Below are 24,167 nucleotides of genomic sequence, written 5' to 3' on the forward strand. Positions count from 1 at the left end.
ATGGGAAAACCTACAGGATTTCAGGAGTTTAATCGCGAACTTCCATCAAAAGTTCCGGCTGCTGAACGCGTTAAGAACTATAACGAATTTGTGAATTTATATACTGAAGAAAAGCTTAACCAGCAATCGGCCAGGTGTATGAATTGCGGTATCCCTTTCTGCCATTCGGGATGCCCCCTTGGTAATATCATTCCTGAGTTTAACGATGCCGTGTATCGTAAAAACTGGGAAGAAGCTTACCATATATTATCATCAACTAATAACTTCCCTGAGTTTACAGGCCGTATCTGCCCTGCCCCATGCGAATCTGCATGCGTGTTAGGCATCAACAAACCGCCTGTTGCTATTGAGGAAATTGAGCGCCATATCATCGAGATCGCTTATGAGAAAAACCTTGTAAAACCAACTGCACCGCTTGTTAAAACGGGCAAAAAGGTAGCCGTTGTAGGTTCGGGCCCTGCGGGTCTTGCCGCAGCAGCCCAACTGGTAAAAGTTGGCCACACCGTTACCATTTACGAACGTGATGACCGTGCAGGTGGTTTATTACGCTATGGCATCCCCGATTTTAAACTGGAAAAATGGGTTGTTGAGCGCCGCGTTGAAGTAATGGAAAAAGATGGCGTTATATTTAAATACAACAGCGAGGTTGGTGTAAACGTAGCTGCTGATGAACTGGTACGTAACAACGATGCCGTGATTTTAGCAGGAGGTTCAACAATCCCGCGTAACCTTAACATTCCGGGCCGTGAGTTAAAAGGCATCCATTTTGCAATGGATTTCCTGAAACAGCAAAACAAACGTGTTAGCAATATTGAAGTTACTGCCGAAGATATTATAGCTACAGGTAAAGACGTAGTGGTAATTGGCGGTGGTGACACCGGATCAGACTGTGTGGGTACTTCAAACCGCCAGGGTGCTGCATCAATCAAGCAATTTGAGGTGATGTTCCAGCCGCCGGCTCAGCGTACACAGCATATGCCATGGCCTACTTACCCAATGGTACTGAAAACTACCAGCTCACACGAGGAAGGTGCCGACCGTTTCTGGGGTGTTAATACTTTAGAATTTTTAGGCGATGAAGAAGGTAACCTGCGTGCCCTGAGAGTAGTTGATGTTGAATGGGAACAGGATTTTATGGGTCGCCCTGTAAAATTCCATGTAGTTGAAGGTTCGGAGCGTGAAATCCCTTGTCAGCGTGTATTCCTGGCTATGGGTTTCTTACATCCACAGCATGATACTTTCATCAGCCAGCTTGGCGTTGAAATTGACGACCGTAAAAACGTTAAAGCCAAAGAAGGTGTTTACCGTACCAACGTAAGCAAAGTGTTTACAGCAGGCGATATGCGCCGCGGACAATCATTGGTGGTTTGGGCTATATCTGAAGGCCGCGAAGCTGCCCGCAAGGTTGACGAGTTTTTAATGGGCCACTCTCTGCTGGAAAGTAAAGACGCTGTTAACCAGTTCGACCAGGTATTTTAATATTAGAGATTGGAGGTTTGAGATTAGAGGTTAGTTATTTTTAACTTACAAAGTAGATATCTCCTTATCATATTGTTTTAATTATGAAGCCGGGCGCTTGCCCGGCTTTGTTGTTTTTTACTTTTCCAGATACTCTTTAAGCGAAATACCCGTAATATGTGTCCAACCGGCAACAAAATTTTCTTTTTTGAAGGAATCCAACGGCGGGAAAGTTTCCAGACCGCTATGGGTGAGGATTAATTTGGTGCCATTCCCTTCAGGAAAAAGTTCCCACGTAACTTCCGAGTCGCCGTCGTAGCCATCATATCGCCAGGTATAAGCAATAGTTTTACCCTCAACAACTTTAGTTACCCGGCACAGGTGACGGTATTGAAAATTATCCTTATCCCCCGCCGTAAATTCAAATTCAAATCCTACCTCGGGTTTAAATTCGGCAAGGTCAAAATACCATTCTTTCATTTTTTCTCTAACGGTAATGGCTTCCCATACCTTTTGAATGGGCGCCGAATAAACACGTTCAATTACAAATGGTTGTGTGCTCATAGTTTGCTGTTTTTATGGTTATCTGTATTTTGTTCGTTGGTTAAAAAAGCGTCGAGGACATCCAGTTTCTGCGTCCAAAACCGGCGGTATTGCTCTGCCCAGTCTGTAACTTGCTTTAACTGTTTCAAATCGGCATGGCAATAGCGTTCCCTCCCCTGTTGCTTAATAATGAGCAAACCGCATTCGGTTAATATTTTTATGTGTTTGGATACGGCCGGCCTGCTGATATCAAAATTATCAGCCACGGCATTAAGGTTCATTTGCCGGTTGGCCAGCAGGTTAATGATCTCACGACGGGTTGGGTCGGCAATGGCCTGGAAAACATCTCTTCGCATAGTAACAGAACGGAAACATGAAACCGTTCGGTTACAAATATAAATGAAACCATTTGGTTACGCAATATCTATTTTAATTTTCTTAAAAAGATGCAACACGCACCTACAGGGTGCTACTTTACTTTCAACATACTTATTTACAAGCACATGCAATACACTCCTATCCGCAAATCATTTCATTATTCGCCAAATAAGCGATATGGTCAGCAAGCAGCAGCGCCTATACCATAGGTAATTTTACGTAGTGAAAATTGGGTGATTATACCTATTTCGGGGTATTGCTTTTTACCATATTTTTATCCCACCTGAATGTTTAATGCAATTTAATACAATGGCAGTACGTATAGTATCTATAAAAACCGACAGCGCACCGCACGATAACCCATATGTGGCCATCGACTCACTTGAGTGGATCAACGAGCGGATCAATGTAAAAGGCCTCACCGAAAGGTCGAAACTTTATGACTGGATAAAACATGAGGATGGTGAGGCTTACATTATTGATGACAAAGGCAACAAAACCAGTTTGATCCCTGCTGTTTGTCCCCAAGGCAACAAGTATGTTAAAACGGTTTACGACGAATCGAAACCCGACTATCTGCTTGGCTTACCGGAATGTGCCTGAAAAGTTGCTACCAGTTTTTAAAAGGATGAACGCTTAACCTGGCATTGTAATACCGATCATCGCCGGTTACCTCAGTTGTTACCCATGGCGGCAGTTCAAACTCTTCATCCTCGCTGCCAAGTTCAATTTCGGCCATCAGCAAACCCTGGTTATCGCCTAAAAACTCGTCAACTTCCCAAAGTTTACCGGCATAAGTAATGCGGTAGCGGTATTTTTCCAACTCAGAGGCGGCAAAATTATCAAGCAATTGAACGCCATCGGCTGTAGGAATGGTATATTCAAACTCGCTCCGGCTAAAACCTGCTGTACTTCCTTTTATAGTGATATATGCTTCGGTATCAGTAACCCGTACCCTGATAGTTTTCTTTTCATCACTAAAAATGTACCCCTGCCTGAAATGCACTGTTTCAGGCTTTGTTACCTGCTGCCATTTCTCCTGATCTACCAAAAATTTACGTTCTATTTCAATTGCCATCAGCTTATATCCGATTTACTTACAATCTGCAATTTTAGCATTATTTAACATTTGGGCGTTGGTAAATATCATATATTTATAATATATCGAACCTATATGCTAATTGCTAAACCTTTTACAAATTTAACCTGCATTGTTTTGACTTTGTTTTGCCTTGGCTGCAAACCCCGAAACATTGTTAAACACAACGGCGAAAAAGATCTGATCTCATTTAAACCTGTCTTAGGCATCAGTTATACCGAAATTGCGCGGCGTTCACAAAACGGGCTATCATTTAACCATTTTGGTTACCAGTTAGAACCGGAATGGAAAATGCGATTTGTTTCAAATGATTCTACCAGTATCTATAGTCCAACAAAAAAGCAGTTCATCAATTTCCCCCTTACCCGTGGTTATGATTCTATTTTTAATACAGCCCGCACCTGGCTCAAAGTTAAAACCATGACAAAAGACAGCATGATCATTGAATTGCTAAAGGCCTATGCAGATTCGGTTGATACGCGCGGCGCTAAAGTTTACATGGTTTTTTATGCGGATAAGTATATAACCAACGTGCTTCATGGCGATTTAAGCAAATGCAAAAGCCCGAGCAAAAAAGACTCTGTTTACATACAATGGTTAACCGATGCCGCAAATAAAAATGTTACCAAAGCCTTTGCCGCCCGGCAGCCCGTCGAACTTAAAAGCAAAAGCCCTTTGATCACCATCAGTAAACGTTACACAGAGCCAACCATGCTCAACAACTTCGATACTTCTTATGATTATATGAACCCCGAGTTTTATATTACCATCAATAAAGCCTACAGCAATTTTTACTATTCATTCTCCGTGTTCGTTGATCAGGCCGGGCAAATACATTATGGAAAACCCCTTACGGTATTTACAGAAAAAAGCTACGAGGAAAATTATATTCACCTCTCTACAGCAGTAATGAACAGTTACCTTAAATACTACCTAAACTTTATTCCCGGTAAGACACTTGGTATAGTGCATACCAGCGAGATAGCCGTTCACGTTACAGGTAACCGAGGCCGTGTAGATTTAGGCCATAAGATTATGTAAACTGTCCATTTTGCGTTCATAACAAGTCATATATTTAACAAATGCCTATATGATACCTAACAAATCCGCGGCAAAATTAACCTGCATTGTATTGGCGTTGTTTTGCCTTGGCTGCAAACAGCGCAACATTGTTAAACACAACGGCGAAAAAGACCTGATTTCGTTTAAACCCGTATTGGGTATCAACTATACAGAAATAGCGCGCAGATCAGATAATGGGCTGTCATTTAACAACTCCGGTTATCAATTAGAACCGCAATGGAAAATGCAATTCGTTTCCGATGACTCAGCCAGCATTTACAGCCCGGCTAAAAAACAATTCATCAATTTTCCGCTTACCCGCGGATACGATTCCGTTTTCAATACCGCCCGCACCTGGTTAAAAATTAAAACCATGACTAAGGATAGCATGATCATCGAAATGCTTAAAGCCCATGGCGATTCGGTTGATACTCGCGGCGCAAAGGTTTATATGGTTTTTTATGCCGATAATTATATTAAAAACACACTTCACGGCGATTTGAGCAAATGTAAAAGCCCCAACCGCAAAGACTCGATATATATAAAGCAGTTAGCCGAAGCTGCCAATAAAAACATTAAAAAAGCTTTTGCAGCCCGGCAACCGGTTGAGCTTAGCAGCAGCAGTAACCGGATAAAAATAAAAAAACTCCATACCGAGCCAACCATGCTCAACAATTTTAACCCATCCGACTATATGCGCCCTGAATTTGACATCACTATTGATAAAGCCTATGCAAACTTTTACTACTCGTTCTCAATTTTTGTTGACCCCGTGGGGCGGATGCATTATGGTAAACCCCTACGGGTATTTTTCGAAGAAACTCAAAGGGTAAGCAATACCCATCTTTCAAAAGCCGTAATGGAAACTTACCTCAAGTTTTATCTTGATGTGAAGCCAGGCAGTACACTTGGCATTGTGCATACCAGCGAGATTGCAGTAAACGTTACCGGCAAAAGTGGCTTATAATGATATCGGTCCATTTTTTAGCCATTTATCAAATTATCTATATCTTTAGCAGCAATGCTACTTATCAATCTTAAAAAGTTAAAACCGGCAGCATTTGGGCTGCTCATCATTATATCTGCCTTTATTTCAGGTTGCGGCAGCGGCTCTTCAGGTAACAAGAAAAGAGAGTTGATCTCCTTTAAACCTTACAATGGCATCAACTACTCCGAAGTATCCAGACGTCAAAAAAACGGGCTCTCGTTTAACGAATATGGCTATCAACTGGAGCCGCAATGGAAGCTAAAATTTGTTTCAGACGATTCGATAAGCATTTTCAGTCCAACAAAAAATGCTTTTATTAATTTTCCGCTAACCCGCGGCTATGATTCAATTTTCAACGCAGCGCGTTCATGGTTAAAGATAAGGCAAATCAATAAAGACAGTATAACCATGGAGATCCTGATCCAGAAAGGCGATTCCCTTGATGTTAAAGGCACCAAGGTGTTCATGCGGTTTTTTGCTGATAATTATGTAAAAAACGTTTTGCACACCGATACCACAACATTAAGAAGGCCAAGCCATGCCGATACTGTATTCATCCGTTCGCTTGCCGCTAAAGCAACTGCAGATTATACCAAGGCTTTTGCAGCCAGACAGCCGGCCATAATAACCAGCAAAAGCCCGCTGGTAACCGTATCTCGCCGTACTACCAAACCGGATATACTTAATAATTTCGATAACTCTGACGATTACCTTGACCCTACTTACGACATCGTGATCAAAAACGCTTATAAAGATTTCTATTTTTCCTTCACCATGTATGTTGATGATAAGGGCAAGTTGTACTACGGCGCCCCGCTTGTTGGATTTAACGGCGACCAGGAAAGAGAGGCTGATTATATCCATACCTCAAAAGCGGTTGTGGACAGCTACTTTAAATTTTACCTTAATGTAAAGCCCGGTACTACCCTGGGCATCATCCACTCAAGCATGGTCTCGGTACATGTTGAGGGCAAGGCCAAAACTGCAGCCAAGTAACAATTGTGCTATTTTGTATAAGCGTATAGCTTTTAGCGTTTAACTTTCGCAAGCGGCTAAAAAAAGCATTTGTAAAAAAGTGTTAAATAAACAGCCGCTAAAAATGCAATACGGCTAAATGTTTATATTAGCCCTGTTACTTCTTTAACTTATATTGATGATCATACGTCGATTTTTACTCCTATTATGCCTGTTAACCGCATTTGGCGCATCTGTTTTTGCCCAGCAGGATAGCATCCCCCTAACAACCATAATCGAAAAAACAAGCAAGTTTAACAGCAGCTACCCTATCGAGAAGGTTTACCTGCATACAGATAAACCTTATTACGCTGTTGGCGATACCATTTGGTTTAAGGCCTATGTAACCATTGAAAAGCACCAGCCATCGGCATTGAGCCGCATTGTTTATGTCGACCTGATCAACAACCGGGATTCGGTAGTTGAAAGCCAGCGCATTGCAGTTACCAATGGCTTTGCCAGCGGTAACATTGTACTTAACGGCGATACTTATAAACAGGGAGCTTATCGTTTGCGCAGCTACACCAACTGGATGCGTAATTTTGACCCGGATTATTTTTATGACCATACTTTTAATGTTGGCAACGCCATAGATAACCAGGTACGCACCAACATTACTTATAAAAGTTCAAGCAAAAGAACAGGTGTTAAAGTTGATGCCACCATCCTTTACAAAGGGCCGGACAACAGTCCATATGCCAACAAAAAAGTAAACTGGCAACTGATGAAAAACGGCGACCCTGTAAGCAAAGGCCACGGTATTACTGACGATAAAGGCGTATTGCAGGTTGACCTGCCCGAAAGCCAGGCCGATGTAATTACCGGCGGTATCCTGGTTACTTCCATTGACGTTGGCGACCGTAAAACCATTAGCAGCAGCTTTTCAATGCGTACTGCAGTAAAAGGTTATGATGTACAGTTTTTCCCCGAAGGTGGCCAGTTAACCAATGGGATCCGTACTAAAGTTGCGTTCAAAGCCATAGCTTCAAGCGGTTTGGGTGTAGACATTAAAGGAACGATAGTTGACGATAAAGGCGCCGAAATAGCCCAGATCAGCAGCGCGCATTTAGGCATGGGAATTTTCGCCATCACGCCGGATCTTGAAAGATCATACAAAGCGAACATCACCTTCCCTGACGGGTCGCAGGCTACCTATAACCTGCCACGCGTACAATCAATGGGGATAAATATTGCCGTTTACAACAATGACCCAACCAATCTTACTGTAAAAATATCGGCTAACGACCTGTTCTTTCAGCGTAAAAAAAACAAAAGCTTTTATCTGGTGGCGCAAAGCGGTGGCGTTATTTACTACGCGGCGCAAACTGTATTGCAAAGCACAGTTTATTCGGCCAATATCCCTAAAAGCAAGTTCCCCACAGGTATTGTACAGGTAACGCTGTTTTCATCGGGCGGATATGCTTTATGCGAGCGGATTGTATTTATTCAACATAATGACCAGATGAACCTGGCCCTTAAAACTGATAAACCATCCTACAGTACAAGGGGGAGTGTTAAGATCACAGTATCGGCAAAAAATAATACAACCCCGGCCGAAGGCAGCTTTTCGGTAGCTGTTGTTGATGATGGCACGGTACCATCAAATGAAGATGCAGAATCAACCATATTAAGTAATATGCTGCTTACCTCCGATCTGAAAGGTTACATCGAAAAACCGAACTATTACTTTAATAAACCCGATGATGAAAAACTGGCCAACCTGGATATTTTGATGCTTACCCAGGGTTACCGTCGCTTTGATTATGAGGATATACTGGCCGACAAAAATCCGCCTATATACCTGATGCCGGAGCAAGGCATTGACGTAACAGGAACATTGAGGACCAATGCGGGCCTCCCGGTAGCCAAAGGCAGTTTAAGGTTGCTAATTCCTGATAAAAACTTTTCGGCAGAAACAATTACCGATATGTCGGGCAATTTTAAATTCTCAAACGTGAATGTGCCGGATACGTCAAAAATTACACTGAGTGCCCGTAACAATCCTAACGGACGCAACATGGTCATATCGGTTAATGGCGAAGCTTATCAAAAACTGAGCAAAAACAACAACATCCCCGATGAGATCCTGAACATTGACAGTACTTTCCGCCCTTATTTACAAAACAGCTATAAGCAATATCAAAGTTCACGTACCATAAAAGAAGTTGTTGTAAAATCAACCAAGATCGTAAAAAAAGCCAGCCATGCTGATTATGGCACCTTCTCAGGTTTACCTATGCAGGCCGATCATGAAGTATCTGCACAGCAATTACAGGGCTGCCCTTTGTTGTTAAACTGTTTATCAACCATGGCAATGGGCCTTACCTATATCGACAACAATTTTTACGTTACCCGCGATTACAATGCCGGTGGCCGCACCCCGGTGCAGGTATATGTAGGCAGCCTGCCTGTTGATGCCAACTTTTTATCGAGCATCCCATCGAGCGAGGTCGAATCTGTGGAGATCTTTTTAAATGATGGGGTAAGCGGCATCAACCGTAGTACCCAAACCAAGGGCGTACTGGTGATTAACAAAAAGGTTGTTAAAAAACAAAAGATAACCCTCGCACAATTACAGGAACTTATCCCCAAACAAAATGTGATCACTTTTGCAGTGCAGGGTTACACCAAAGCCAAAGAGTTTTACTCGCCTAAATATGATGTAACCAAAGCAGGCACGCTTGGCGGCGATTTGCGTAATACTATTTATTGGAAACCTAACGTAATTACCGATAAAGCAACCGGCACTGCAACCATCAGCTTCTTTAACAGCGATCAGCGCGGCTCATACCGCGCTATAATTGAAGGGATTGACGCCGAAGGTAATATCGGCCGAAGTGTGATACATTATAACGTAAAATAAGATAACTCCCCCCCGGTTATTATACTTTGAAAACCCTGATCGCTTAAGCAGCAATCGGGGTTTTCCATTTATACCTATTCAGTGTTTTTTTCAAAAAGCTTTAAGCCTTGTGCATTCAGCTTTTACCTATTAATAGTTTATATTAGTACAACCAATTAATTTAAACATTATCATCATGAATTTTCAACTTATCAACTGGCTGGCCGTTGTGGTTGCAGCATTATCCGCGTTTTTAGTTGGCGGTATCTGGTACTCTCCTGCGCTGTTTGCCAATGCATGGATGGCAGATAATAAACTAACCAGTGCCGAATTACAGGCTTCCAATAAAGGCAGGGCCTTCGGCTTTACAGCCTTCTTTTCTATCATTATGGCTGTAAACCTTGCTATATTTTTAGCCGATGCAAAAACTGATCTTGCCTGGGGAGCGACAGCGGGTTTTCTTGCGGGCATCTGGACGTTTTGCGCTATCGCCATTCACAGCCTGTTTGAGCTCAAAAGCTGGCGGCTGATATTCATAAACGGCGGCTATAGCGTAGTGTCCTTAACCCTGATGGGATTGATATTAGGTGCATGGAGATAAGATGATCCACTAATGGAAAACGATTTTATGCGAATTGCACAAATAGTCATCGAGCTTTAATTTGTGTAGTTCGTTCACAAATGACATTGATGTTATACATTCCATGAACAATACTGGTGCTTTTTAGTTGAACTTTACAGTAGTTAATCCAAAATACATTACCATGGCAAGCACAACAAGTTCATTTGAAAAGACATTCACCATTGGTGGCGACATTACCATTAATCGTTTAGGTTACGGCGCAATGCGTATTACAGGTCCCGGCATCTGGGGACCGCCGAAAGATAAAGACGAAAGCATCCGTGTGTTGAAGCACGCTATTGAACTCGGTGTAAATTTTATTGACACAGCCGATAGTTATGGGCCAAATGTATCGGAAGAGTTAATTGCCAAAGCCCTGCACCCATACCCTACCGACCTCCTGATAGGTACCAAAGGCGGCCTGTTACGTACCGGCCCTAACGAATGGCCTGTGGATGCTTCGCCAAAGCATTTGAAGGAAGCCCTTGAAGGCAGCCTGAAACGTCTCCAGGTTGATCGTATAGATCTGTACCAGCTACACCGCATCGACCCTAAAGTTCCTGCCGAAAAATCATTTGAGTTTTTGCAAAAAGCACAGCAGGAAGGTAAGATCAGGCATATAGGCTTATCTGAAGTAAGCGTTGACGATATCAAGCTTGCCCAGCAATACTTTGAAGTAGTATCAGTACAAAACATGTACAGCGTTGATAACCGCAAATGGGAGGCCGAACTGGAATACACCCGCGATCATAACATCGCCTTCATTCCATGGTTCCCGCTTGGCGGCGGCAACGTACAGGGCGAAGACATATTAGGCCGTATTGCCGCCAAACACGATGCTACCATTCATCAGGTGGCGTTAAGCTGGTTATTGCATCATTCGCCAAACATTCTGCTTATCCCCGGCACATCAAGTGTTAAACATTTGGAGGAAAATATGAGAACCGCCGATATTCAACTGTCAGATGATGATATAGATGTATTGAACAGCCTGTCTGAAGCATAAATAGAACATTTGAAGAGCTAAAATTAAAAGGATGTCATTAATTTGGCATCCTTTTAATTTTGAACCAAATTGAAAGGAATGAACACCGGCAGCTATTATGAAACATCAATCCTAAATGAAAAGTAAAGAAGAAATACTGAACAACTATAACACTACTGGCAAGGATGGCCTGCCGGAAATATCAGCAGAAGACCTGCTCAACGCCATGGAAGCTTACAAACAACAATGGGCCGAGGCAGCTTTTAACGCAGCAAGGAAACAACGTAACGAAGCTTACGAGTTTGAAACTTTTAATGATTTTATCGCGAGCACCCAAACTAAGAAGCAGATGCAGGATAACTTCGGTGCTATGATAACCGCGGTAGCTGATAATGTAGTCGCCAATTTTTTGCCGGATGACAGTTCAATAAATGAGTTTGATTTTAATTTTACGATGCAGGGCAAGGGTTATACTGCTTTTTATGCTAAAGATGCTCGGGGATACTGGCAAATGAGCAGATGGGCGGAGCAATAGGCAGTAGGCAGTTTTGAGTTAGCAGTTTGCAGTGAAAATCTGTTTGACATTCTGTGATATCGCTGTCCGAAGTCCTTGGCTTCGAACAGCGGAGTTTTTTGTCACTGCAAACTGCACACTAATGACTGCAAACCGCATTAAACGTCGGCCACTTTAAAGGGCTTTACATCAACGCTTTCCCATACCTTTTGAGTAACATACGGATCATTTTGTTTCCAGGCTTCCATCTCTTCGTCGGTTTCAAACTGTACTATCATGGTTGAGCCAATCATCTTGCCTTCTTCGTTCAGCATAGCTCCTCCTAACACAAAATTACCATTGGCTTTTAAAGCCCTGGCACCATCAAGATGATGAGGGCGGGCGCCTAAACGACGTTCAAATGCCTCGGCATCGGTGTAATCATAGGCAGTAACGAGGTATTGTTTCATGGGTATCTATTTTAATTGGTATTTAAATAACAGGCCTGCAGTTTTTGCGCATGCATGCTTTATAAGGTTCGAATATCTGCAAAACTATCCCATTAAAATAAATTAAAAATTAAATTAAATTTATAACTGTAAAGTTGACAATTTTTACAATATTTGTTTCCCGAAAAACCAACCTGAATAATGAAGAATAATTTGCACCAGGAATTTATTAAGATCTTTAACAAAGAAGCAGACAACGCGTACTTTTCGCCCGGTCGTGTAAACCTTATTGGCGAACATATTGATTATAACGGTGGTTTGGTTATGCCATGCGCCATTACTTTTGGTACTTATTTACTAACCTCCCCTAATGAGGATAGCGTTTTCCGCTTCAGGAGTTTAAATTTTAGTGAGCAAAAAGATATTCCGTTGCAAATCAGTTATGAAAAAACCGGCGAAAACTGGTTTAACTTTCCTATTGGTGTTATTGACCGCTTTATTAAGGATGGTCACCCGTTAAAAGGCCTGGATATGTTATTTTATGGCGATATCCCAATTGGCTCGGGTTTGTCATCATCAGCTTCAATCGAGGTGGTTACCTCCTATGCACTTAACGACTTGTTTAACAGCGGCTATAGCAAGCTCGACCTGGTTAAACTGTCAAAAGATGTAGAAAACAACTTTATAGGTGTTAACTGCGGTATTATGGACCAGTTTGCAGTTGCCTTTGGCGAAAAGAACAAAGCCCTGATGCTTAACTGCGATACCCTGGATTACCAGGCGGTTGACAGTAATCTTGGCGATTATGTACTTGCCATTATCAACACAAATAAACCCCGCAAACTGGCCGAATCAAAATACAACGAACGCGTAGAAGAGTGCCAGGCAGCCCTTATGGCCCTGCAACAGCAACTGGACATTAAATATCTTTGCGAGATCAATAGCACTGTTTTTGAGCAATACAAACACCTGATAACCGATCCGGTTGTGTTGAAACGGGCCAAACACGTAATTGAAGAGAACGACCGTGTAAAACTGGCCGCAACGGCCCTTGCAGATAACAACCTGACCGAATTCGGCAGGCTGATGTACGCCTCACATGATTCCCTGCGCGATTTATATGAAGTAAGCGGTGTTGAACTGGATACCGTTGCTGAATACAGCAAAACCAATCCTGATGTTGCAGGTGCTCGTATGACGGGAGCAGGTTTTGGCGGATGTGCCATTGCCCTGGTAAAAGGTGGCGCGTTTGATAATTTCAGCAAAGAAATAACCGAATACTACACGCAAAAAATTGGCTATGCACCTTCAGTTTACAGCTCGCTTATTGGCGATGGTGTAGGCGAACTGGCTTCAGTAACTAACTAACCGCTTTTTTGTATTTTTGTCGATGGACCATGGTTGATGGACGATAGCCATTCACTTTAAACTATCGACTATGGACTATCGACAAAAAAATATGCGCAAATTAAAATTGGATGAGCTGAACCGGGCTACGGTTGATGAATTTAAAGCACAGGATAAATTACCGGTAGCTGTAGTGTTGGATAACGTGCGGAGTATGCACAACATCGGCTCTATTTTCCGCACCTCCGATGGTTTTGCAGTTGAACAGATCTGCCTTTGTGGTATTACAGCCCAGCCCCCTCACCGCGAAATTGAAAAAACAGCCCTTGGCGCAACCCAATCAGTAAACTGGATTTATTACGAAACCCCTTTGCAGGCTGTTGAACAATTACGTAACGATGGCTACCAGATCATAGCCATTGAACAAGCCGAAAACAGCACCATGCTTCACGAGTTTAAACCTGCCGAAGATGGCAAATATGCCCTGATTTTTGGCAACGAGGTAAACGGCGTAAGCGACGAAGTAATGCAAGCGATTGACGCCTGTATCGAAATCCCCCAGTTTGGCACCAAACATTCGTTTAATATTGTAGTATCGGCAGGGATAGTGCTCTGGGATTTTTTTGCCAAAATGGCGATATAGAACCTCACCCAAACCCTCTCCAAAAGAGAGGGCTTAAAAATGCTTCTTAAAGTCTCCCCCCTCGGGGGAGATTTAGAGGGGGTTACTTCCTCAACACATAAAACGACATTTCCTTCCTCGTTACAAAACCGAGCTTTTCATACACTTTAATAGCCCTTTCATTTTCACTTTTCACATGCAGAAATGGAATTTCAGAAGCTGCTTTGATCCGCTTAGCCTGGTTTAACAATAATTTGCCTGCATAACCACGACCAAGATAATCGGGATGGGTACAAACAGCACTGATCTCGGCATAGGGAGTAGGGTTTAAGCGCTGGCCGGCCATAGCAACCAACTTATCTCTATCAAATATGCCGTGATAATGTCCAAACTCAATAGTTCGCTCTATAAAGGGGCCAGGATTGGTTAGTTGAGTAAGTTCAATCATTTGGGGTACATGTTGCTCTGTAAGCGGCAACAGATCGTCATCAGCAAAACCAGCAGGCACCTCTCCCTCAAAAACCATCTGCAGACACTTCAGATAGTGTACTATGTTCCACTGCTCCGGGATTACAACATCATGTGGTGCAATAAATATAAAGTGGCTTTCAAAAGGAATGGTATCGTAAAGCAGGTTGAAATTTTCCGCAGATATTTCGGGAATAGCAACAAAAGGCGAAACCTCCTTCGGGAAATATTTAGCTATATCATTACCGCCCGCAAAAGCTTTATTACCGGTGCTAAGGGCGTTCCAGGCCGGGTTGTCAAGTACATGTTCCATCAAGGCAAAGCTATTAAAAATACCATGCAGCAGGGTTTGGGCTTGTCATTCAATTTTAATTTATTGCTTACATTAGCTTTATCCATAATCAATGTGCTTACTATGAATGCCCTTGCTAAAAAACTGCTGATCAAACCAAATTCACGCTGGTTGTTGCAAAATGCGCCCGCAGGTTACCAGGATAGCTTGTCTCCCCTACCGGATAATGCCAGCCTTGTATTTAACACCGAAGGCGAATTTAACGGTATCCAGCTATTTGTGACCAACACTACAGAACTGACATCCGAACTTAAGGTAATCACCCCTTTACTTAAAGACGATACTGTTTTCTGGATTATCTACCCTAAAAAAAGTTCAAGTATCCAAACAGGTCTGGAAATGATGGGCAGTTGGGACGCCCCTGCTCTGTATGGCTTACGGCCTGTAGCATCAGCTGCTGTTAACGAAGTATGGACTGCATTGCGCTTTCGGCCGGTTGAAGCTGTAAAAGTTTCTGAAGGACGAAATGAGGCTGTACGAAATAATGAGTACGGCGATTATATTGACGTGGATAATAAAATAGTAACCCTCCCTGATTACATAAAAGAAACATTGGAGCAACATCCGGCAACGCTTGACTACTTTCAATCGCTGGCTTACAGCCATAAAAAGGAGTATGTACTTTGGATCCTTACAGCCAAACAGGAAAAAACCCGCCAGGACCGCTTAACTAAAATGGTGGAAATGCTGCAGAATAAAAAGAAGAATCCTTCGGATAAATAAAAATTTCAAATGGTTACTAAACAAAAGCGCCCTGCATTTTCAACAAATACAGGGCATTTTTATGTTTAGTTTTATTTACCAGCCAGAGCCTTTTTTAGCATTACCATTTTTGATATGCTCTTCGGCAGTTGCTTTGCCCATGATGGCAGCCATTTTGTTACCTTCACTGTCAGTTCCTGTTGCAATGTATCTGCCCGATTTTACGTCGATAACGGGATTGATCATTGGTACATTTTTAGTTTTTGTTTTCACTGAATAAGCGGTGATGCCACTTCCTTTTTCTGTTGCCATGATAAGTTTCTTTTGTTTTTTAATGTTAACCCCATTTAAACTGAATTGTTTTCAGCACAGGTATAATTGGTTTCTATGCGTAAACATGCATCATTTTTTTTTAATTAAAAATAGCTGGCATAAATAATTTGTTAACAGATTTAAGTTTGTGTTAATAACGAATAAACCATCGTATCCTCAAAACGACCGTTATACAAATGATCTTCCTTAAAATAAGCTTCCTGCACAAAATTATTTTTGAGCAATAATTTAATTGAAGCGAAATTCCCCGGACTTACATAAGCTCCTATAGAGTGCAGTTTCATCACATTAAAACCATAGTCAATAGCGGCCGTTATCGCCTCCTGCATGAGTCCCTGCCCCTGGTATGCGGGGTTTAAAAGGTACCCGATCTCGGCACGGTGACTGTCTTTCTCTATCCGCCAAAAACCTATGCTCCCAATATATTTATCATTGTTTTTCAGGCAGATACACCAGGTAATGCCATCATTTTTGCCAAGCAGGTCTTCTATCACGTCTATCAGTGCAATGGCGTCATCAATGGTTTTATTGATTGGCCGGTGAATGTACTGCATCACGGTTTCGTTCGACCGCATTTCAAACAAATCGGCAGCGTCATCACGGGTAAAGCGCCTTAATATAAGGCGCTCAGTTACCAAAACAGGAAACGGATTAAAGTTGGGGCTAAGCATAAATAAATAATGTTGATAACCGGTTACAATAGCGGCATTTTAAATAAAACTGTCCGCCTCGCGATATGCTTTAATTAATGCAAGCTCACCTTCTTTTCCTGTTCCGGCAGTACCATGCTCCATACCCATTACGCCTTTATAGCCTTTATTATAAATGTGTTTGAATATGTTTTTATAATTAACCTCACCGGTTCCCGGTTCTTTACGGCCGGGGTTATCTCCTATCTGGTAATAGCCTATCTCATCGTAAACCAAATCAAGTGTCGGGATAATATTACCCTGGTTACGCTGGACGTGATACATATCATACAGGATCTTACATGACGGACTTCCCACAGCCTTACAGATGGCATAGGCCTGGTCGGGTGTACGCAGGAACAGATCCGGATTATCGCTTAGCGGCTCCAAAACCATAATAATTCCGTGCGGCTCCAGTATAGCAGTTCCCTTTTTTATGGCTTCAATAACATTGCCTGTTTGCACACCGATAGGAAGTTTCCGCGCAAAATCGCCGGGGACAACGGTAACCAGTTTGCTGCCTATGCGTTTGGCTACCTCAACCGCCTGCTTGCAGGAAGCTATAAACTTTTCAACCTGGTCGGCATTGCCTGTTGCCAGCATGTTGCTGTCATTGCCAAGGCCGGGTTGCACAAAAACCCCCATGGCCATACCCAGCTTTGCTAATATCTCGCCAATCTTTTTTTGCTGCTCAACCGGCCGGCCGCTCATCCCGTTATCCTCAATAGCGCGGAAACCTTTATCGTATGCAAATTTTATCTGGTCGATAAAATCATCGCCTGCATGGCTTTTAAACATGCCGTCGTGAATGCCATAGTTAAGGTTAAAAGGTTTATCGCCGGCTACAGCAGCTACTTCTCCTGTAGGTTGAGCGCAACCGGTAAGCGCGGAGGCTTTTAAAACACCTGTGGTAAAAAGTGAAGCCCCGGCCAGTACCGAGCTTTGAACAAAGTTTCTGCGTTTCATGAGGTTTTTTGGGTTGGTTTACGGGCTAAATATAGTCATTGTGACAGTTAATTAAACAGCACAAGGCTTTTACTATCACAATTAATCGGATTATGCAACCCGTTAAACTTGCCGGCCCGTAATAGTATATAGTCGTTACATTGTAACTATTTCGTGGCGGTAGTCCGGAGTGATTGAACCTTTTAGTATTTTAATTGTCATAACAAAAAAATTAACCACAGTTATGAAATTTCAATTAGGCTTTGTTTCCCTTATCACAATAACGGTTGCCTCTTGCTCGGGCAATCATTCAACAAATGATGCCGACACGGCAATAAAAAAGGAAGACACTGCCATGGCTAATGCACCCGACGCGCCGGCTGTAAATATGGAGTATTGCTTTTATACAACTGAAGGTACCGCCAGCCAGGATACTACAAAAGTTAACCTGCATATTAACGGCAATAAAGTTACCGGCGATATGGACTGGCTGCCTAAAGAAAAAGATGCCCGTAAAGGCAGCCTGATGGGCAATTTAAACGGCAATGTTATTAAAGCCTTATGGACTTACGGGCAGGAAGGCCGCACGGATACGCTGAGCGTAGAGTTTCAGCTAAGGGGTAACCAGCTTGCCCAAAAGCCTTACAGGTACGATCCCAAAACCGGCAAGCAACAAACCAACAGCACAGCTGATTATACAGTAATTTACAGCATGAAAAATTGCCGTTAATTTAAACGCAATTTATAAATTAGCTAAAAAATAAAAGGTCAAGAAAATGGAAAAGCGCGAAACCAGTATACTATATCTTGTTTTAGGATTATATAGTTTAATGATAAGCTGGTATTACAATCACAGTGTTATTTTACTTATTATCCATTACATATTTTGGCCTGTTTACCTGATATATGAGCTGTTGATAGGCCACCTTGCCCACGGCATGTGGAAAACCATCCCACTTTCATATTTTAAATAAAGTAAAGCAGTACTCTATAAAACAGAAAAACCACCCTAAAATCATACCAGGGTGGTTTTTCCTTTTTTATTAAACCTTTTCAACCACGACAGCGGTACCGTAAGCAAGCACTTCTGTAACGCCCTGCATTACTTCGTTGGCATCATAACGCATGTTAATAATGGCATTGGCACCAATAGCCTGCGCGTGCTGAATTAAAAGCTGGTAAGCCTCTTCGCGTGCGTTTTCGCACAGTTCAACATAAATTGAAAGCCTGCCGCCAAACAGCGATTGAAAACCGCCGGCAATATTGCCCAAGGCGCTGCGGCTGCGCACCGTAATGCCGCGTACAACGCCTAAATGCCTGGTAACCCTGTAGCCATCTAAGGCTGTACTGGTAGTAATAAGTGATGTATCCATTTTTAGTTTAAGTTTGTTAGCCAGCAATTTAACCGGCCTGATTTTTATTTAGATGTAGTATGGTTAACGATATTACGTAAATATCTGTTTTTATTTTTTGAGATCAATGGTTGTGATCAGAGATTAGTGGCTGGAGGTTAGAGATTAGTTTCTTTGCATATACAATCGCTAATGATATCTGAATTAAGAGCAAATCCTAAAATCCGTTTAATCCAGGTCAGAAACATAGCCGGTATCCGCTATTAACCAACGCAAACTCCGTTTTCAATTTAAGTAATCGAAGCAAACTACCCATGCTCCTTAAACCACCAACCATGATCTATGAACTATAAACCATGGTCTATAGACCATCGACTATGGACTAAAAAACGTACCTTCGCCAAAAAATTAAAATAGATGCCTGATAAAATTAAAGCTGTTTTTTTAGATCGTGATGGTGTGTTAAACCAGGAAATGGGTGATTACGTTCGCCGTTTTGAGGATTTCCATGTACTTGATAACTTTGATGCCCTTAAAACCCTGCAGGATCGCGGCTATATGCTGCTTGTTGCTACCAACCAGGGTGGTTTGGCCAAAGGCTGGTATACCGAAGAGGAACTGGCAAAAATGCACGCTCACCTGAAACAGGTTTATCATGAACACGGCGTTGAACTTACCGACTTTTTTTACTGCCCGCATCACCCCAACTTTACCGGCGACTGCGATTGCCGCAAACCAAAACCGGGGCTCCTGCTGCAAGGCATAGCTAAATATAACATTGATCCGTCAAAATCTTACTTTATAGGCGACCGTGAACGCGATGTTGAAGCAGGTACAGCTGCAGGTGTAAAAGGTATTTTGATAGACAGCGACCAGCCGATTAGTACGGTACTGGATCTGATATTGTAAAACGAGCTCCTCTAAATCTCCCCTGGGAGGGGAGACTTGAGTTTAAAGCCGCCCCTTCGGGGAGGATTTGGGTGGGGCTTTTTCACTTTCCCTAAAACATTTTCTTCTCTCCTGCTTTTTACAAATATTTATATTATCCTATGCAAAAAAGCCGCTACTTAAAAAACCTTGATGCTGTAATAGCCGCCTTAATCGGCTGGTTTATATTAAGCTTGTTTTTCAGGTATAGCGGTGTAGGAGTTTCTCCGGATAGTATCATGTATACCAGCGCGGCCAGGAACTTTAAAGAGCACGGTACCCTGCTAACGTTTAACCATGTACCTATTGTTGACTTTCCGGTTTTCTATCCTATTTATCTTGGTATAATTTCAGTTATCACCCAGATAGATCCTGTTAAGTTTGGCGCGGTAATGAATGGGATCATGTTCGCCACACTCATCTTTACCAGTGGGTGGATCATGGAGCGCTTTGTACCGGCTTCAAGAATTTATAAATGGCTGATGCTGGCGGCTATCATCCTGAGCCCGCCGTTGCTCCAGGTATATTCCTATTTATGGTCGGAGACCTTGTTCATCCTCGAAATCCTTTTTTTTCTGGTAGCCTTTCGGGAATATCTTTTAAAACACACGCTTAAAGCGCTTATTGTAGCGGCTGTTATAGCCGCCATAAGCTGTATTACGCGTTACGCGGCTGTTACTATTGTAGGTACAGGCGGCTTAATTTTATTGCTTGACAGGGTGCTGCCGCTTAAAAAGAAAATAGTTCATATCAGCATTTACGGACTAATTTGCATTTCGCTGCTGGTAAGCAACCTGGTATTCAATGCTTTTGTAACAGGTACAACAACCGGTCCGCGGGAGCCATCCATCACTCCGTTTAGCAAAAACCTGTATTACTTTGGTACCGTAATGTGCGACTGGATGGGCCTTACACCAAATCAACACTGGGCTGCTACACCTTTAGCCATCATCATATTCCTGGGCTTTATTGCTGCCCTGGCATTTAATTATTATCGCCGCAAGCTGGATAGTTTTGAAAATTTGGCCATTACCTTCGCATTGGTTTACGGGGCTTTTATTGTGCTCTCATCTACTTTCTCAAGGTATGAACGGATCAATCACCGCCTGTTATCGCCATTGTACATTTCGGCCTTATGGGGATATACCAGTTGGGCTTTGCTCCTGCTGAAAAAAATAAACAATACCACTACCCGGCGCATTATCGGTGCTGTAATGATTGTGCTGATGCTGGGTTTTATCACCAGCGAATTTTTGATAGATAAAGCCCGGTACAACGACCAGGTAGCCGACGAATACGGTAACCCCGGCTATACCGACGAAAGCTGGATAGATTCGGAATTTGCAGCCTATTTAAGGGGTACAGACCACAGCCTGTTTAAACCCGGCGTCAAAATCTATACCGACGCGCATGAAGCCGTTTACTTTTTTTCGGGCATGTCATCCTACCTGGTGCCGCACCGTTTCTTCACAAAGGATATCGATAAGTTTTATAAGGTGAAACATTATTATCTTATTTGGTTTAATGTATTGGAGAACCCAGAGCTAATCAACCTGAAGGATATCCAAAAGGTTAAAAACCTTAAAAAGATCAAGGATTTTGGCGAAGAAGGGGCGATTTATGAATATAAGTCTGAACCATGATTTATAGGATTTTAGGATTACCATGAATTCCATTCCCACCGTTATTGGTGATGACACGCTCCCGCCATTGTTGGTGTTGTCACCAACAACTTGTTCCCGTATCTTTTTATGAACCTATAAGGCCGCTATGCATAGCGTAAAAGTTGTAGGTGACAACACCAACAACGGCAAAAGTGATGACAAGCTGACCACAAGTTTAATATTTTAACAAATCTTTTGCCGTACCCCCCTATCTAAATCAAGTAATTGACAGCTAGTAACTTAATTTCGAATATTCAAATTTATGTTAACCCTGTTAACCCCCTCTCATTGCAATCTGCGGTTGCTGTTGTCACCAACAACGGCAAAGGTTAACAAAATTAAATTCTAAAAGCTCGTTCAATCGGACATAAAACTTCTTGAAAATTTCACGCACCCGTATACTTTTTTACATTAAATTTTGATTTAAAAAACATCTGTCTATATTTGCACCGCTAATCTATAGTTTTACTATATAAAAAATGAACGGTATCGCACTACATCATCTTCATCTGCATCACCACCATGTGGTGATCAGCTAATATGTATGTTTCTACGCGAAATAACAACCTCCGTTTATATTCTTTTTTATCATAGTCTCTTAAATTCAATCTTTTGAAAACACTTAAAATAGCTATCCAAAAATCGGGTAGGCTCAACGAAAAATCTGTTGAATTATTAAAAAATTGCGGCTTAAACTTTGAAAACTACAAAAGCTCGCTTATCTCTCCGGTATCCAATTTCCCTTTAGAGATCCTTTTCCTCCGTGATGATGATATCCCTGAATATGTGCAGGATGGTATTGCCGATTTAGGTATCGTAGGCGAAAATGTGATCCAGGAAACCGAAGTTGAAGTAAGCTATCTGCAGCGCCTTGGTTTTGGTAAATGCTCGCTCAAGATAGCAGTGCCCAACAACAGCGATATCAACTCACTGGCCGATTTACACGGCAAAGCAATTGCTACCACCTACCCTGCCATTTTAGGCAAGTTTTTAAAACAACAAAATATTACTTCAGATATCCGCACCATTTCCGGTTCGGTTGAAATATCACCAGGCTTAGGTCTTAGCGACGCCATTTGCGATTTGGTATCAACAGGCGGTACCCTTAAAAGCAACGGACTGAAACCTTTTGCCGATGTAATGTCATCTGAAGCGGTACTGATAGGCAGCAAGGCCATTGCCGAAAGCGACCTTGTGCAGGAACTGATCCAGCGTATTCAATCAGTTTTACGCGCTAAAGAAACTAAATACGTGGTACTTAACGTTGAGAAAAAAAACCTCGATGCCGTTATTGCTTTATTGCCGGGCGTAAAAAGCCCGTCGGTAGTACCATTGGCCGAAGATGGCTGGGTAGCAGTACACACTGTAATTCCCGAACGTGATTTTTGGAACCGTATAAGCCAGCTTAAACAGGCCGGCGCGCAAGGCATTGTAGTAATGCCTATTGAGAAGATCATTTTATAGTAGTTGGCAGTGGCTGTTGGCAGTTTGCACTATGGTAAATTGCTGATTGTTGCAAACTGCAAACTGATAACTGCAAACTGGAATGAAGACATACAATTATTTAGAACTTACTGCATCCGATATCCAGAAGCTGGTTCAGCGTAATGTTGACCCGGCCAATGAGATCAGGACTATTGTTGAAGATGTGATTGCCAGCGTGCAGCAGCATGGTGACAAAGCCCTGCTTGATTATGCTTTAAAGTTTGACAAGGTAGAACTGAACAAACTTTATCTTGATAAAGCCGAACTGGAAGAAATTGCCAAAGCAATATCTGCCGATCAGAAAGCAGCGTTGGAAACAGCGTATAGCAACATTTACAAGTTTCACCAAACGCAGCTAAAAACCGAGGACAAAGTTGAAACCATGCCCGGCGTAACCTGCTGGCGCGAATTAAGGCCGATTGAAAAAGTAGGCTTGTATATCCCCGGTGGCTCTGCTGTATTGCCAAGTACGTTTTTGATGCTGGGAATCCCGGCATGTATTGCCGGTTGCCATGAAATAGTAGTTTGCTCACCCCCGCAAAAAAACGGTAGGGTAAATGCTTTTATAGCTTATGTAGCGCTGATGCTGGGGATCGATAAGATCTACCTGGCAGGTGGTTCGCAGGCTGTGGCGGCAATGGCTTACGGAACTGCAAGCATCCCTAAGGTAGATAAGATCTTCGGGCCCGGCAACCAGTTTGTAACCAAAGCTAAAACCATTATCCAGTCAACCACCACAACGGCAATTGATATGCCTGCGGGCCCGTCGGAAGTATTGGTTATTGCAGATGAAACGGCTATTCCGGCATACATTGCAGCCGATCTGCTGGCCCAGGCCGAGCATGGCATCGACAGCCAGGCTGTATTGGTTTGTACCTCCGTTGATGTTGCCGAAAAAGCCATTGCCGAAGTTGAAAAACAACTGCCTGTATTGCCCCGTGGGGAGATAGCCAAAATGGCCATCGATAATTCATATGTGGTGATCACTGATAACCTGAACGAAGCAATGAGTTTCAGCAATCAATATGCTCCTGAGCACCTGATCCTGGCAACCGACAGTTGGGAACAGATCACCGGAGACATCATCAATGCGGGTTCAGTATTTTTAGGAAACTTAACACCAGAAAGCGCAGGTGACTATGCATCAGGAACCAACCATACCCTGCCAACCAGCAGTTATGCAAGGGCTTATTCGGGTGTGTCAGTTGATTCGTTTGTGAAAAAGATCACGTTTCAGCATATCACTCGCGAAGGGATCCAAAACATCGGTCCAACAGTTGAAGTTTTGGCCGAATTGGAGGGTTTACATGCACACAGGAATGCTGTGAGTGTCAGAAACAATAGTTGA

The 24,167-nt window shown here is 42.6% G+C and carries 27 protein-coding genes; 18 read left to right on the top strand and 9 right to left on the bottom strand.

Going from position 1 to position 24,167, the window contains the following annotated elements; translation table 11 throughout:
* Positions 1-1,479: a glutamate synthase subunit beta gene (locus FHW88_RS19675; RefSeq protein ID WP_176627605.1), complete on the top strand. Its 1,479-nt coding sequence runs from the start codon at positions 1-3 to the stop codon at positions 1,477-1,479.
* Positions 1,480-1,596: 117 nt separating this feature from the next.
* Here the strand turns inward: FHW88_RS19675 and FHW88_RS19680 are convergent, their stop codons facing one another.
* Together FHW88_RS19680 and FHW88_RS19685 are read right to left on the bottom strand one after the other, a co-directional pair.
* Positions 1,597-2,022: an SRPBCC domain-containing protein gene (locus FHW88_RS19680; RefSeq protein ID WP_176627606.1), complete on the bottom strand. Its 426-nt coding sequence runs from the start codon at positions 2,020-2,022 to the stop codon at positions 1,597-1,599.
* Complete coding sequence (locus FHW88_RS19685; RefSeq protein ID WP_176627607.1) at positions 2,019-2,357, bottom strand: ArsR/SmtB family transcription factor; 339 nt, start codon at positions 2,355-2,357, stop codon at positions 2,019-2,021. Before FHW88_RS19685 ends, FHW88_RS19680 begins: the two co-directional genes overlap by 4 nt.
* Before the next feature lie 331 nt (positions 2,358-2,688).
* On the opposite strand from FHW88_RS19685, the gene FHW88_RS19690 reads away from it, so the two are divergent.
* Positions 2,689-2,982, top strand: a complete 294-nt coding sequence (locus FHW88_RS19690) for a hypothetical protein (RefSeq protein ID WP_176627608.1) — start codon at positions 2,689-2,691, stop codon at positions 2,980-2,982.
* A 7-nt stretch (positions 2,983-2,989) separates the two neighbouring features.
* On the opposite strand, the gene FHW88_RS19695 is transcribed toward FHW88_RS19690, so the two are convergent.
* Positions 2,990-3,457, bottom strand: coding sequence for a CYTH domain-containing protein (locus tag FHW88_RS19695; RefSeq protein ID WP_176627609.1), 468 nt, complete (start codon positions 3,455-3,457; stop codon positions 2,990-2,992).
* A 138-nt stretch (positions 3,458-3,595) separates the two neighbouring features.
* Here FHW88_RS19695 and FHW88_RS19700 point away from each other — a divergent pair, with 138 nt between their 5' ends.
* From FHW88_RS19700 to FHW88_RS19730, 7 genes are all read left to right on the top strand, one after another.
* Positions 3,596-4,519 carry a hypothetical protein gene (locus FHW88_RS19700; protein WP_176627610.1) on the top strand — a complete coding sequence of 308 codons (924 nt, stop codon included), beginning with the start codon at positions 3,596-3,598 and terminating at the stop codon, positions 4,517-4,519.
* Between the two features lie 49 nt (positions 4,520-4,568).
* The gene (locus FHW88_RS19705) at positions 4,569-5,507 is read left to right on the top strand and encodes a hypothetical protein (protein ID WP_176627611.1); all 939 of its coding nucleotides are present in this window, start codon (positions 4,569-4,571) and stop codon (positions 5,505-5,507) included.
* A 54-nt stretch (positions 5,508-5,561) separates the two neighbouring features.
* Positions 5,562-6,524: a hypothetical protein gene (locus tag FHW88_RS19710; protein ID WP_176627612.1), complete on the top strand. Its 963-nt coding sequence runs from the start codon at positions 5,562-5,564 to the stop codon at positions 6,522-6,524.
* A gap of 157 nt (positions 6,525-6,681) precedes the next feature.
* On the top strand, positions 6,682-9,405 hold the full coding sequence (locus tag FHW88_RS19715) for a carboxypeptidase regulatory-like domain-containing protein (RefSeq protein ID WP_176627613.1): 2,724 nt from the start codon (positions 6,682-6,684) through the stop codon (positions 9,403-9,405).
* A gap of 175 nt (positions 9,406-9,580) precedes the next feature.
* Positions 9,581-9,985 carry a DUF1761 domain-containing protein gene (locus FHW88_RS19720; protein ID WP_176627614.1) on the top strand — a complete coding sequence of 135 codons (405 nt, stop codon included), beginning with the start codon at positions 9,581-9,583 and terminating at the stop codon, positions 9,983-9,985.
* Between the two features lie 163 nt (positions 9,986-10,148).
* Positions 10,149-11,012, top strand: coding sequence for an aldo/keto reductase (locus FHW88_RS19725; RefSeq protein ID WP_176627615.1), 864 nt, complete (start codon positions 10,149-10,151; stop codon positions 11,010-11,012).
* Positions 11,013-11,127: 115 nt separating this feature from the next.
* The gene (locus FHW88_RS19730; protein ID WP_176627616.1) at positions 11,128-11,526 is read left to right on the top strand and encodes a hypothetical protein; all 399 of its coding nucleotides are present in this window, start codon (positions 11,128-11,130) and stop codon (positions 11,524-11,526) included.
* Positions 11,527-11,663: 137 nt separating this feature from the next.
* On the opposite strand, the gene FHW88_RS19735 is transcribed toward FHW88_RS19730, so the two are convergent.
* Positions 11,664-11,954: a YciI family protein gene (locus tag FHW88_RS19735; RefSeq protein WP_091162351.1), complete on the bottom strand. Its 291-nt coding sequence runs from the start codon at positions 11,952-11,954 to the stop codon at positions 11,664-11,666.
* 180 nt (positions 11,955-12,134) lie between these two features.
* Here FHW88_RS19735 and FHW88_RS19740 point away from each other — a divergent pair, with 180 nt between their 5' ends.
* Both FHW88_RS19740 and FHW88_RS19745 read left to right on the top strand, forming a co-directional pair.
* Complete coding sequence (locus FHW88_RS19740) at positions 12,135-13,301, top strand: galactokinase (RefSeq protein WP_176627617.1); 1,167 nt, start codon at positions 12,135-12,137, stop codon at positions 13,299-13,301.
* Positions 13,302-13,392: 91 nt separating this feature from the next.
* Positions 13,393-13,923: an RNA methyltransferase gene (locus FHW88_RS19745; protein WP_129569764.1), complete on the top strand. Its 531-nt coding sequence runs from the start codon at positions 13,393-13,395 to the stop codon at positions 13,921-13,923.
* A gap of 82 nt (positions 13,924-14,005) precedes the next feature.
* Here FHW88_RS19745 and FHW88_RS19750 read toward each other — a convergent pair whose 3' ends face one another.
* A complete protein-coding gene (locus FHW88_RS19750; RefSeq protein ID WP_176627618.1) occupies positions 14,006-14,683 on the bottom strand; it encodes a GNAT family N-acetyltransferase in 678 nt (225 codons plus the stop codon).
* Between FHW88_RS19750 and FHW88_RS19755 the strand changes: the two genes are divergently transcribed.
* The gene (locus FHW88_RS19755) at positions 14,675-15,445 is read left to right on the top strand and encodes a YdeI/OmpD-associated family protein (RefSeq protein WP_176627619.1); all 771 of its coding nucleotides are present in this window, start codon (positions 14,675-14,677) and stop codon (positions 15,443-15,445) included. The genes FHW88_RS19750 and FHW88_RS19755 overlap by 9 nt on opposite strands.
* Positions 15,446-15,520: 75 nt before the next feature.
* On the opposite strand, the gene FHW88_RS19760 is transcribed toward FHW88_RS19755, so the two are convergent.
* The 3 genes from FHW88_RS19760 to FHW88_RS19770 form a co-directional block, all read right to left on the bottom strand.
* Positions 15,521-15,736 carry a hypothetical protein gene (locus FHW88_RS19760; RefSeq protein WP_090526601.1) on the bottom strand — a complete coding sequence of 72 codons (216 nt, stop codon included), beginning with the start codon at positions 15,734-15,736 and terminating at the stop codon, positions 15,521-15,523.
* A gap of 140 nt (positions 15,737-15,876) precedes the next feature.
* Positions 15,877-16,428, bottom strand: coding sequence for a GNAT family N-acetyltransferase (locus tag FHW88_RS19765; RefSeq protein ID WP_176627620.1), 552 nt, complete (start codon positions 16,426-16,428; stop codon positions 15,877-15,879).
* 39 nt (positions 16,429-16,467) lie between these two features.
* On the bottom strand, positions 16,468-17,412 hold the full coding sequence (locus FHW88_RS19770) for a hydroxypyruvate isomerase family protein (protein ID WP_090527600.1): 945 nt from the start codon (positions 17,410-17,412) through the stop codon (positions 16,468-16,470).
* Between the two features lie 223 nt (positions 17,413-17,635).
* Between FHW88_RS19770 and FHW88_RS19775 the strand changes: the two genes are divergently transcribed.
* Together FHW88_RS19775 and FHW88_RS19780 are read left to right on the top strand one after the other, a co-directional pair.
* Entirely contained in the window at positions 17,636-18,121 is a 486-nt protein-coding gene (locus FHW88_RS19775; protein WP_090526595.1) for a hypothetical protein, read from the top strand.
* Positions 18,122-18,167: 46 nt separating this feature from the next.
* Complete coding sequence (locus FHW88_RS19780) at positions 18,168-18,365, top strand: hypothetical protein (RefSeq protein WP_090526592.1); 198 nt, start codon at positions 18,168-18,170, stop codon at positions 18,363-18,365.
* 69 nt (positions 18,366-18,434) lie between these two features.
* Here FHW88_RS19780 and FHW88_RS19785 read toward each other — a convergent pair whose 3' ends face one another.
* Positions 18,435-18,764, bottom strand: coding sequence for a YbjQ family protein (locus tag FHW88_RS19785; protein WP_090526590.1), 330 nt, complete (start codon positions 18,762-18,764; stop codon positions 18,435-18,437).
* A gap of 396 nt (positions 18,765-19,160) precedes the next feature.
* On the opposite strand from FHW88_RS19785, the gene FHW88_RS19790 reads away from it, so the two are divergent.
* The 4 genes from FHW88_RS19790 (at position 19,161) to hisD (ending at position 24,167) form a co-directional block, all read left to right on the top strand.
* Positions 19,161-19,652, top strand: a complete 492-nt coding sequence (locus FHW88_RS19790; RefSeq protein WP_090526588.1) for a D-glycero-alpha-D-manno-heptose-1,7-bisphosphate 7-phosphatase — start codon at positions 19,161-19,163, stop codon at positions 19,650-19,652.
* 140 nt (positions 19,653-19,792) lie between these two features.
* Entirely contained in the window at positions 19,793-21,313 is a 1,521-nt protein-coding gene (locus FHW88_RS19795) for a hypothetical protein (RefSeq protein ID WP_176627621.1), read from the top strand.
* A gap of 633 nt (positions 21,314-21,946) precedes the next feature.
* Positions 21,947-22,798: an ATP phosphoribosyltransferase gene (hisG, locus tag FHW88_RS19800; protein WP_090526584.1), complete on the top strand. Its 852-nt coding sequence runs from the start codon at positions 21,947-21,949 to the stop codon at positions 22,796-22,798.
* Between the two features lie 82 nt (positions 22,799-22,880).
* Complete coding sequence (hisD, locus tag FHW88_RS19805; protein WP_176627622.1) at positions 22,881-24,167, top strand: histidinol dehydrogenase; 1,287 nt, start codon at positions 22,881-22,883, stop codon at positions 24,165-24,167.

The organism is Mucilaginibacter sp. SG538B (genome assembly GCF_013376065.1).
Taxonomy (GTDB): domain Bacteria; phylum Bacteroidota; class Bacteroidia; order Sphingobacteriales; family Sphingobacteriaceae; genus Mucilaginibacter; species Mucilaginibacter rubeus.

Bases quoted from the DNA above. Each gene is read 5' to 3' on its own strand.
- FHW88_RS19715 (WP_176627613.1), top strand. From the start codon at position 6,682: ATGATCATACGTCGATTTTTACTCCTATTATGCCTGTTAACCGCATTT.
- FHW88_RS19675 (WP_176627605.1), top strand. From the start codon at position 1: ATGGGAAAACCTACAGGATTTCAGGAGTTTAATCGCGAACTTCCATCA.
- FHW88_RS19710 (WP_176627612.1), top strand. From the start codon at position 5,562: ATGCTACTTATCAATCTTAAAAAGTTAAAACCGGCAGCATTTGGGCTG.
- FHW88_RS19785 (WP_090526590.1), bottom strand. From the start codon at position 18,764: ATGGATACATCACTTATTACTACCAGTACAGCCTTAGATGGCTACAGG.
- FHW88_RS19685 (WP_176627607.1), bottom strand. From the start codon at position 2,357: ATGCGAAGAGATGTTTTCCAGGCCATTGCCGACCCAACCCGTCGTGAG.
- FHW88_RS19745 (WP_129569764.1), top strand. From the start codon at position 13,393: ATGCGCAAATTAAAATTGGATGAGCTGAACCGGGCTACGGTTGATGAA.
- FHW88_RS19765 (WP_176627620.1), bottom strand. From the start codon at position 16,428: ATGCTTAGCCCCAACTTTAATCCGTTTCCTGTTTTGGTAACTGAGCGC.
- FHW88_RS19720 (WP_176627614.1), top strand. From the start codon at position 9,581: ATGAATTTTCAACTTATCAACTGGCTGGCCGTTGTGGTTGCAGCATTA.
- hisD (WP_176627622.1), top strand. From the start codon at position 22,881: ATGAAGACATACAATTATTTAGAACTTACTGCATCCGATATCCAGAAG.
- FHW88_RS19775 (WP_090526595.1), top strand. From the start codon at position 17,636: ATGAAATTTCAATTAGGCTTTGTTTCCCTTATCACAATAACGGTTGCC.
- FHW88_RS19695 (WP_176627609.1), bottom strand. From the start codon at position 3,457: ATGGCAATTGAAATAGAACGTAAATTTTTGGTAGATCAGGAGAAATGG.
- FHW88_RS19780 (WP_090526592.1), top strand. From the start codon at position 18,168: ATGGAAAAGCGCGAAACCAGTATACTATATCTTGTTTTAGGATTATAT.
- FHW88_RS19690 (WP_176627608.1), top strand. From the start codon at position 2,689: ATGGCAGTACGTATAGTATCTATAAAAACCGACAGCGCACCGCACGAT.
- FHW88_RS19760 (WP_090526601.1), bottom strand. From the start codon at position 15,736: ATGGCAACAGAAAAAGGAAGTGGCATCACCGCTTATTCAGTGAAAACA.
- FHW88_RS19770 (WP_090527600.1), bottom strand. From the start codon at position 17,412: ATGAAACGCAGAAACTTTGTTCAAAGCTCGGTACTGGCCGGGGCTTCA.
- FHW88_RS19735 (WP_091162351.1), bottom strand. From the start codon at position 11,954: ATGAAACAATACCTCGTTACTGCCTATGATTACACCGATGCCGAGGCA.
- FHW88_RS19750 (WP_176627618.1), bottom strand. From the start codon at position 14,683: ATGGAACATGTACTTGACAACCCGGCCTGGAACGCCCTTAGCACCGGT.
- FHW88_RS19705 (WP_176627611.1), top strand. From the start codon at position 4,569: ATGATACCTAACAAATCCGCGGCAAAATTAACCTGCATTGTATTGGCG.
- FHW88_RS19740 (WP_176627617.1), top strand. From the start codon at position 12,135: ATGAAGAATAATTTGCACCAGGAATTTATTAAGATCTTTAACAAAGAA.
- FHW88_RS19725 (WP_176627615.1), top strand. From the start codon at position 10,149: ATGGCAAGCACAACAAGTTCATTTGAAAAGACATTCACCATTGGTGGC.
- FHW88_RS19795 (WP_176627621.1), top strand. From the start codon at position 19,793: ATGCAAAAAAGCCGCTACTTAAAAAACCTTGATGCTGTAATAGCCGCC.
- FHW88_RS19680 (WP_176627606.1), bottom strand. From the start codon at position 2,022: ATGAGCACACAACCATTTGTAATTGAACGTGTTTATTCGGCGCCCATT.
- FHW88_RS19755 (WP_176627619.1), top strand. From the start codon at position 14,675: ATGTTCCATCAAGGCAAAGCTATTAAAAATACCATGCAGCAGGGTTTG.
- FHW88_RS19730 (WP_176627616.1), top strand. From the start codon at position 11,128: ATGAAAAGTAAAGAAGAAATACTGAACAACTATAACACTACTGGCAAG.
- FHW88_RS19790 (WP_090526588.1), top strand. From the start codon at position 19,161: ATGCCTGATAAAATTAAAGCTGTTTTTTTAGATCGTGATGGTGTGTTA.